The sequence below is a fragment of the Pseudomonas sp. CM27 genome (assembly GCF_013179515.1).
Lineage (GTDB): Bacteria > Pseudomonadota > Gammaproteobacteria > Pseudomonadales > Pseudomonadaceae > Aquipseudomonas.
Genome location: NZ_JABMCN010000241.1, coordinates 1 through 9,417 on the forward strand (window position 1 = coordinate 1; position 9,417 = coordinate 9,417).

8 protein-coding genes and 1 pseudogene are annotated in these 9,417 nt (G+C 61.4%); 4 read left to right on the forward strand and 5 right to left on the reverse strand.

All coding sequences use genetic code 11. The features are described from left to right. From HP547_RS23715 to HP547_RS23725, 3 genes and pseudogenes are all read right to left on the reverse strand, one after another. Window positions 1-81, reverse strand: a pseudogene (locus HP547_RS23715) (NADPH-dependent FMN reductase); the annotation flags it as partial. 290 nt (window positions 82-371) lie between these two features. After that, a complete protein-coding gene (locus tag HP547_RS23720) occupies window positions 372-1,010 on the reverse strand; it encodes a peroxiredoxin (RefSeq protein ID WP_019096904.1) in 639 nt (212 codons plus the stop codon). A 170-nt stretch (window positions 1,011-1,180) separates the two neighbouring features. Next, window positions 1,181-2,515, reverse strand: a complete 1,335-nt coding sequence (locus HP547_RS23725; RefSeq protein WP_172287742.1) for an OprD family porin — start codon at window positions 2,513-2,515, stop codon at window positions 1,181-1,183. A 543-nt stretch (window positions 2,516-3,058) separates the two neighbouring features. Between HP547_RS23725 and tauA the strand changes: the two genes are divergently transcribed. The 4 genes from tauA to tauD are packed head-to-tail and all read left to right on the forward strand — an operon-like array spanning window position 3,059 to window position 6,564. Next, entirely contained in the window at window positions 3,059-4,030 is a 972-nt protein-coding gene (gene tauA / locus HP547_RS23730) for a taurine ABC transporter substrate-binding protein (protein ID WP_172224342.1), read from the forward strand. 27 nt (window positions 4,031-4,057) lie between these two features. After that, the gene (gene tauB, locus HP547_RS23735) at window positions 4,058-4,846 is read left to right on the forward strand and encodes a taurine ABC transporter ATP-binding subunit (protein ID WP_172287745.1); all 789 of its coding nucleotides are present in this window, start codon (window positions 4,058-4,060) and stop codon (window positions 4,844-4,846) included. Further along, entirely contained in the window at window positions 4,843-5,682 is an 840-nt protein-coding gene (gene tauC / locus HP547_RS23740) for a taurine ABC transporter permease TauC (protein WP_172287748.1), read from the forward strand. The genes tauB and tauC overlap by 4 nt, the downstream gene beginning before the upstream one ends. A gap of 48 nt (window positions 5,683-5,730) precedes the next feature. Further along, window positions 5,731-6,564, forward strand: coding sequence for a taurine dioxygenase (gene tauD / locus HP547_RS23745; RefSeq protein ID WP_172287751.1), 834 nt, complete (start codon window positions 5,731-5,733; stop codon window positions 6,562-6,564). A 134-nt stretch (window positions 6,565-6,698) separates the two neighbouring features. Here the strand turns inward: tauD and betT are convergent, their stop codons facing one another. After that, window positions 6,699-8,702: a choline transporter BetT gene (betT, locus tag HP547_RS23750; protein WP_172224331.1), complete on the reverse strand. Its 2,004-nt coding sequence runs from the start codon at window positions 8,700-8,702 to the stop codon at window positions 6,699-6,701. Window positions 8,703-8,930: 228 nt separating this feature from the next. Beyond that, on the reverse strand, window positions 8,931-9,417 hold a 487-nt coding region (gene epsC, locus HP547_RS23755; protein ID WP_306140567.1), incomplete at its 5' end, for a serine O-acetyltransferase EpsC.

The window sequence follows — 9,417 nt, forward strand, 5'->3', positions numbered from 1 at the left end:
CAGCCACTGGCGCGAACGCTCCAGCAGCACGCCGGAGCGTGAACGGGTACTTGGGCTACCACCGATTGAGACGACCAGCATTGCAGCGCTTCCTTGTGTTCTGTTGGGAGTGACATTAACAGCGCTTACATATATCTAGAAATCATATTTTTTCATTTGTTTATTCCATTTTGATTATTTCCTGTGCCGGCTTTTTCGCGGGTGAACCCGCTCCCACAGGGACACCACAAACCTTGAGGACGGCGCTTAACCCTGTGGGGAGCGGGTTTACCCGCGAAGAGGCCCACGCGGTTTTCAGCAGGCATAAAAAAGGGCCGTCGAAACGGCCCGAAAATCCCTGCTTGGCTAAGAGCAATGCAACGAGGAATTCATCAACGATTGGGCTGAGGGGTCAGCCGCAGGTAGGGTTTGACCGCGCGGTAACCTTTGGGGAAGCGCTGTTTGATCTCTTCCTCATCCTTGAGCGAGGGCACGATCACCACCTCGTCGCCGTCCTGCCAGTTGCCTGGTGTGGCGACCTTGTGGTTGTCGGTCAGCTGCAGCGAGTCGATCACCCGCAGGATTTCATTGAAGTTGCGCCCGGTACTGGCCGGATAGGTGATGGTCAGGCGCACCTTCTTGTTCGGGTCGATCACGAACAGCGAACGCACGGTCAGGGTGTCGCTGGCGTTCGGATGGATCAGGTCGTACAGGTCCGACACCTTGCGGTCGGCGTCGGCGATGATCGGGAAGTTGACCACGGTGTTCTGGGTCTCGTTGATGTCATCGATCCAGCGGTGATGCGAGTCGACCGGATCCACCGACAAGGCAATGGCCTTGACCCCGCGCTTGGCGAAATCGTCCTTGAGCTTGGCAGTCAGGCCCAGCTCGGTGGTGCACACCGGGGTAAAGTCGGCCGGGTGGGAGAACAACACCCCCCAGCTGTTGCCCAGCCACTCGTGGAAGCGGATTTTGCCTTCGCTGGAATCCTGTTCGAAATCGGGGGCGATATCGCCGAGTTTTAGGCTCATGGGCTGCGGCTCCTGTGCGTGGTTCTGTACACCGTGTGGGTTTAATGTGCCTGCATCCGATTAAAAACAAAAAGAATAAATATTGATTTGTTTATAACCATATTGCATACGGAATTACAGGCATAAAAAAGCCTCGCACTAGGCGAGGCTCTTTTGGTAACGCTACGAACTTACATGAAGGCGTAAGTGTAGTTCACGATGAAGCGAGTCTGATCCTGGTCATCGCTGCTTTCACCGGCGCCACGGTAGACGCCTTGACGCAGGCTGAAGCCCAGGCCTTTGAGCGTCCCCTGCTGAATGGTGTAGTCGACGCGAGCGTCGCGCTCCCATTCGTTATAGGTGCCATCGCCCGACCGGTTGCGGATGTCATCACCACGCAGGTAGGCCACGGATGCTTTCAGACCTGGTACACCCAGGCCTGCGAAGTCATAGGAGTACTGACCGAAGGTGGTGTTCTCGCCAGCACGGGCAAACTGATTGATCATGCTGTCGGTGAACAGGTAGAAGCTGGAACCGCCAGCACCTTCGTTACGGTTGTTACCATCGACGACACCGCCCTGGTTCAACCACACGAAGCCACCGTCATCACCAATCTGCTGATGGCCGAGCATCAGCGCATGCCCACCCAGGGTATAGGTGAACATGGCGGACCAGGTCTTGTTGTCGACCTCGCCAGCGGTTTTGGCGTAGCCCCTGTTGTTATCGAAGTTGTAACCACCGCCGCTACCGTTCTTACCGTCGCTGCTGCTGTCGAAGTAACGCAGGTCGGTCTTGAACGACTGGTTGTCAGCGATCTTGAAGACGTGAGTCGCGCCCAGGAAATGCTGTTTGTAGAAGTCTTCAAGGTTCGAGTAGTAGTACTGCAGGGTCAGGTCGGGAGTAAGCTTGTAGTCCAAACCACCGTAGCGGAACTTGTTGCTGTCAGCAGATGCGCCGGAGACCGACAGGCCGGTACGGTTGCTGGAGGCACGGCCCATGGCGTGCGTCAGCTGGCCAGCATTGATGGTCAGATTGTCGATTTCCTTCGACTGGATGGTGCCACCCTCGAAGGTTTGAGGCAGCACACGGCCGTCGTTCGCGACCAGAATCGGCAGGTTAGGCGCCAGGGCGCTACCAAAATGAGCTTCAGTTTTGGAGAAGCGCGCCTTCGCGTTAGCGCCGACACGGGCCCACTGGCTTACAGAAGAACCATCGCTGTCGTCTGGCATGAAGCCACTTTTGTGGTAGCCACGGCCACCATCCAAATGGATACCCCAAAGTGCTTGGGCATCAACACCAAACCCAACAGTCCCCTCGGTGAAACCCGAAATGTAGTCAAGTTTGAAGCCTTGGCCAGTCTCACGCTGATCCGGGCGAACAGCGCCGTGGGCTTCACGGTTGTTGTTGTCGTAATACATGGTGCGCGAGCTGAGCGACAGTTTGCTGTCTTCAACGAAACCGGCAGCGCCTGCTGTTTGGGCGAAAACCCCCAGTGCCACGGCCACGGCCAGGCTGGACTTGTACATGTTCTGCTCCTCTACGTTCTAATTTTTGTGTATCTCTGGCGGAGGGATCTGCTGCCCCGCTCACCGTGGATTGGCGATTTAGTCCCAAAGCGTGACCCTTAAGTCAATCGTTTCTAAACGTTTCGCGACTTTGGTCTAAGACGCCACCTGCGCTACAGGATAATGACAATCCTATAAATCCAAAATGACCGTTTTGTGAATTTCTAAGATTTTTACGGAATATGTTACGAACCTTTGCTGCTTTTCGTTGTAGAAGCGGAAGAATTCATAACTATCGGTTATTTGCAAACGTTTGCTCATAACCTAATTCCCGATCGTTCTATAAGGACGAAAGAGCCTAGCAGGCCGTTCTGATTCCGCCATTGAGCGAGATCATCGGCCCAGCTGCCTCACGTGGTCCAGGTGGGAACCTGCGTCTGCCCAGCCCGACCCTTAAAGCATTTGGCTCCTAAGCTAATGCAAAAAAGTTATTTATTTTAAGATTCTTAGATCATTTAGCCTTCTCGTCATCCATCCCACCGATTGCCTGACGAGAGGTCCACCATGATCCCGCACACCCCGCTGCGCCTGTTCGCAGCCCTGACCCTCGCCAGTACAAGCTGGTTTGCCCAGGCTGCCGACCTCACCGTTGCCTATCAGACCACCGTCGACCCGGCCAAGGTGGCGCAGGTCGATGGCAACTATGAAAAAGCCAGCAAAGCCAGCATCGACTGGCGCAAGTTCGACAACGGCGCCGACGTGATCACCGCAGTGGCCAGTGGCGACGTGCAAATCGGCTACCTGGGCTCCAGCCCGCTGGCCGCAGCGGCCACCCGCAAGCTGCCGGTCGAAACATTCCTGATCGCCACGCAGATTGGCGCCGGTGAAGCGCTGGTCGCCCGTGACAGCATCAAGTCCCCGCAAGACCTGGTCGGCAAGAAAGTCGCCGTGCCGTTCGTCTCCACCGGCCACTACAGCCTCCTGGCGGCACTGAAAAGCTGGAACATCGACCCGTCCAAGGTACAAATCCTCAACCTCGCACCGCCGGCCATCATTGCCGCCTGGAAGCGTGGCGATATCGACGCCACCTACGTCTGGGACCCGGCCCTGGGCGTGGCCAAGGAAAACGGCAAGGTGCTGATCACCTCTGGCGAACTGGCCGAAAAAGGTGCACCCACGTTCGACGCGTGGATCGTGCGCAAGGACTTCGCTGCCAAGCACCCGGACGTGGTCAAGGCGTTTGCCAAGGTCACCCTCGACGCCTACGCCGACTACCGCAACGACCCCAAAGCCTGGCTGGCCAACCCCGACAATGTAAGCAAGCTGGCCAAGCTGTCCGGCGCCAAGCCTGCCGACATCCCGGTATTGCTGCAGGGCAACGTCTACCCGCTGGCTGCCGACCAGGCCAGCGCACTGGGCGCGCCCACCACCCAGGCACTGACCGACACCGCCACCTTCCTCAAGCAGCAAGGCAAGGTAGACGCGGTGCTGCCGGATTACTCGCCGTACGTCAGCGCCCAGTACCTCCCGAACTGACCCCGTAAAAGCCGACCGGAGCCCACCATGGCCTTGCTCGAACTGGAGCGCATCAGCGCACAGTACCCCGGCGCCGATACCCCGGTGCTGGCCGATATCAACCTGAGCCTGGGGCCGCGCCAGTTGCTGGTAGCCCTGGGGCCTTCCGGCAGCGGCAAGACCTCGCTGCTCAACCTTATCGCCGGCTTCGTCGCGCCCAGCAGCGGGCGTATCACCCTGGATGGCGTACCGGTGCAGGGCCCAGGTGCCGAGCGCGGCGTGGTGTTCCAGGACGATGCGCTGCTGCCCTGGCAGAACGTGCTGGGCAACGTTGCCTTCGGCCTTGAGCTGGCCGGTGTACCGCGCGCGCTGCGTGAAGCCAAGGCCCGCGAGATGCTGGCCCTGGTCGACCTGGACGGTTTTGGCGAACGCCGTATCTGGCAGTTGTCCGGTGGCCAGAAGCAGCGCGTGGGCCTGGCCCGGGCGCTGGCAGCCGACCCGCGGGTGCTGCTGATGGACGAACCGTTCGGCGCCCTCGATGCCTTTACCCGCGAACAGATGCAGGAGCTGTTGCTGCAGGTGTGGCAACGCACCGCCAAGCCGGTGTTCCTGATTACCCACGACATCGAAGAAGCGGTGTTTCTCGCCAGCGAGCTGGTGCTGCTGGCGCCCAACCCGGGTCGCGTGGTCGAGCGCCTGCAACTGGACTACGGGCAGCGCTATGCCGCCGGCGAGTCGGCCCGCTCGATCAAATCCGACCCTCGCTTCATCGAAACCCGCGAGCACGTGCTGGCCAGCGTGTTCGCCCAACGCCAAAGTCTGCAGGAGCGCGCATGAACAGCCTGGACCTGCCGGTTGCCGGCAAACCTGATAGCCGAGCCCGGCGCGCCACCGGGCAGCGCCGCCCCTTGTCCACCCGCTGGATCAGCACGCTGACCCTCGCCAGCCTGCTATTTGCCTGGTGGCTAGTGACCGCCGGCGGCTGGATCGAGCCACTGTTCCTGCCCTCGCCCGCCGACATCCTGGCCAAGGGCTGGGCCCTGCTGACCCAAGGCTATATGGATGCCAGCCTGTGGCAGCACCTGGGCGCCAGCCTCGGGCGCATCGGCGTGGCCCTGCTGGCCGCTACGCTCACCGCCATCCCGGTGGGCATCGCCATCGGCTACAACCGAGTGGCACGCGGCCTTCTCGACCCGTTGATCGAGTTCTACCGGCCCATCCCGCCGCTGGCCTACCTGCCGCTGATTGTGATCTGGTGCGGCATCGGCGAGCTGTCCAAGGTGCTGCTGATCTTCCTGGCCATCTTCGCGCCGATCGCGATTGCCACGGCCACCGGCGTGCGCACGGTCGACCCGGCCAGGTTGCGTGCGGCGCAGTCGCTGGGCGCCAGCAAGGCCCAGCTGATTCGCCATGTGATCCTGCCCAGCGCGCTGCCCGACATCCTCACCGGCGTGCGTATCGGCCTGGGTGTCGGCTGGTCGACCCTGGTGGCGGCCGAGCTGATCGCGGCCACCAGCGGCCTGGGTTTCATGGTGCAGTCGGCGGCGCAGTTCCTGGTCACCGATGTGGTGGTACTGGGCATCCTGCTGATCGCCCTGATCGCCTTCGCCCTGGAAATGAGCCTGCGTGCCCTGCAGCGCAAGCTGGTGCCCTGGCATGGGCAAAGCCACTGAATTCGACTGACCACGCCGACATATCGGCGCCTGACCAAAGAGACCGACATGAGCCTGACCATCACCCCTCTCAGCCCGGCGCTCGGCGCCCAGATCAGTGGCGTGGACATCAGCCGCGAGATCAGCGCCGCCGACCGCGACGCCATCGGGCAGGCGCTGTTGCAGCACCAAGTGCTGTTCTTCCGCGACCAGCCGATCACCCCGCAGCAACAGGCGCGCTTTGCCGCCCGCTTTGGCGACCTGCACATTCACCCGATCTACCCGAATGTGCCGGAAACCCCGCAGGTGCTGGTGCTGGATACGGCGGTCACCGATGTGCGCGACAACGCCGTGTGGCACACCGATGTGACCTTTTTGCCGACCCCGGCACTGGGCGCAGTGCTCAGCGCCAAGCAGTTGCCGGCTTACGGTGGCGATACCCTGTGGGCCAGCGGCATCGCAGCATTGGCGGCCTTGTCGGCGCCATTGCGCGAGATGCTCGACGGGCTGACCGCTACCCACGACTTCACCAAGTCGTTTCCGCTGGAGCGCTTTGGTACTACTCCGGAAGACCTGGCGCGCTGGGAGGCGACGCGGCGCAACAACCCGCCGCTGTCGCACCCGGTGGTGCGAACCCACCCCGTTAGCGGGCGCAAGGCGCTGTTCGTCAATGAAGGGTTCACCACGCGCATCAACGAGCTGAGCGAGCTGGAAAGCGAGGCGCTGCTGAAGCTGTTGTTCGCCCATGCGACGCGGCCGGAGTTCAGCATTCGCTGGCGCTGGCAGGAGCATGACGTGGCGTTCTGGGACAACCGCGTGACCCAGCATTTTGCGGTGGATGACTACCGGCCGAACCGGCGGGTGATGCATCGGGCGACCATCCTGGGGGATGCGCCCTTCTGATAGTCCGATGGGGAGGCCTTCGGCCTCCAATCGCCGGCAAGCCAGCTCCCACAGGATTACCACAGGTTTGAAGATTGTGAGATACCTGTGGGAGCTGGCTTGCCGGCGATGGGCCGCACAGCGGCCCCGGCGGGCTAACGGACCAGATGCAGGAACTGCATGTGCCGTTCGTACTGGTCGAGGATGTCGTTGATGATCTGCTCCTTGCTGTAGCCAACCAGGTCGTAGTTCTGGCTGCCTTCGCTCAGGTGCACTTCCGCCCGGTAGTAGCGGCGGTTCTTCAAATCCTGCGTACCCAACCCACCCAGGGCGAACGATGGCGTGAAATAGCCACGCATCTGCACCTGGTAAATGAACGGCTGCTCCTCGCCATGGCCAATCTTCAGGCTGACGTTGTCATGGCTGGGGTCGTCCTGCGTAATCAGTACCAGGCCTTTCTGCTCGAACACATCACGCACTTCGGCAATCGCCGGGCGCACCACGTCGTCCATGAAGCGATACACCTCATCACGCGACGGGAAATGCACCGCCTGGCTAAGGCGCTGGCGCCAACCACCACGGCCGCGGCGTGACTGGGCGAACGGTGCCAGCGAGTGCATCTGCGCGATCTGCCGTTGCGACTCGAGGTAGAACGCCTTGTGCAGCCCCCACATCATGCACAGCAGGATCAGCGAGAACGGCAGCGAGGTCAGCACCACTGCCGACTTCAGTGAATCGATGCTGCCGGCAAACAGCAGCGCACTGGTGATCAGTGCCGTCATCGCGCCCCAGAAGATGCGCAGCCAGTTCGGCCCGTCTTCGTCCGCACCACCGCCGGTAGCCGACAAGGTCGACAGCACCACGGTGCCCGAATCGGCCGAGGTAACGAAGAACACGAAGCTGATGAACACCGTGGTGGCGATCACCACCTTGCTCCAGGGGTAGGTCTCCAGCAGCAGGTACAGGCTCATCGACGGGTTATCCAGGGCAGACTGGCCCAGGGCGGTCATGCCGTGGTTGATGACCTGGTCCAGGGCGCTGTTGCCGAAAATCGACATCCACGCCAGGGTGAAGCCCAGCGGGATCAACAGCACGCCAAAGACGAACTCGCGGATGGTGCGGCCACGAGAGATGCGGGCAATGAACAGCCCCACGAACGGCGCCCAGGCAATCCACCAGGCCCAGTAGAACACCGTCCAGCCGCCCAGCCAGTCACGGTTCTCACCGTAGGCATACACGTCGAAGCTCTTGCGCGGCAAGGCGCCCAGGTAGTCGCCCAGGTTCTGGATCAGGGTATTGAACAGGTGCTGGGTAGGCCCGGCGAACAGCACGAACAGCAGCAGCGCACAGGCCAGGAACAGGTTGATGTCGCTCATCACCCGCACGCCCTTCTCTACCCCGGCGACGGCCACGGCCACTGCCGCGCCCATCATCAGGGTGATCAGGATCACCTGCACCCATTGGCTATGGCTGATGCCAAACAGGTAGTCGAGGCCGGCGTTCAGGTGCAGCACGCCAAAGCCCATGTCGGCACCCAGCCCGAACACCGTGGCGATGATGCCGAAGCCGTCCACTGCGTAGCCGATCGGCCCGTTGATGCGCTTGCCGATCAGCGGGTACAGCGCCGAACGCAAGGCCAGGGGCAGGTTGTGCCGGTAGGCGAAGTAGGCCAGCGCCATGCCGACGAAGGCGAACACGCCCCACCCATGCAGGCCCCAGTGCAGGAACAGGATCTGCATGGCCTGGCGCCCGGCCTCGGCCGTGCCCGCTTCGCCCTGGGGCGGCTGCAACATGTGGGTGAGGGGTTCGGAGACGCAGAAGAAAAACAGGGTAATGCTGATGCCGGCAGCGAACAGCATGCCGGCCCACGACAGGTAGCTGAACTCGGGTTCGTCGTGGTCGGCACCGAGCTTGATCTTGCCGTAGCCGGACAAGGCGGTGACCACCACGAAGACCAGGTACAGCGTCATCGCCAGCATGTAGTACCAGCCGACCGTGTTGGCCGCCCAGTTCTGCGCCGCCAGCAACCAGTCGCCTGCGGCTTGCGGGTTGGAGATGACCACCACGCCGAAGATAAGGATGAAACTTGCCGCAAAGTAGAACACCGGAGGGTTCATGCGCATCTTGCTATCGGCAAGCGAAGGGTTCGGTGCACTCATGGGGCGTGCACCTCGTCAAATGACGTGAGGTTCGGAATGAACGGGTTCAGCAAAGGAATCCTCCTGTTGAACACCGGCAGCGGACCAGCGTTTTTTCATTGAACAAGCGTTCAAGTTAAACATGGATTGGATATCAATGCGAATTGGGGCGCTGATTGGTGTCCCCTGTTCCGGCCTCTTCGCGGGTGAACCCGCGAAGAGGCCGGAACAATCAGCAGAGATGCCCGATCAGTTCTTGTCCTGGCAATCCAGCTGCAGGTTGGCCTGGGTAATGTTGCTCTCGGCCGGCACACTGCGGGTCAGCCACACATTGCCGCCGATGGTCGAGCCCTTGCCGATGGTAATGCGCCCCAGCACCGTGGCGCCGGCATAGATCACCACATCGTCCTCGACGATCGGGTGGCGTGGCAGGCCTTTATGCAGCGTGCCCGACTCGTCACTGGGGAAGCGCTTGGCGCCCAGGGTTACCGCTTGGTAGATGCGCACCCGCTCGCCGATGATCGCGGTTTCGCCAATTACCACACCGGTACCATGGTCGATGAAGAAGCTCGGGCCAATCTGCGCCCCCGGATGGATGTCGATGCCGGTGGCCGAATGCGCCAGCTCCGAGCTGATCCGCGCCAACAGCGGCAAGCCGGCCTGGTACAGATGGTGGGCCAGGCGGTGATGGATGATCGCCAGGATGCCCGGGTAGCACAGCAGCACTTCATCGACA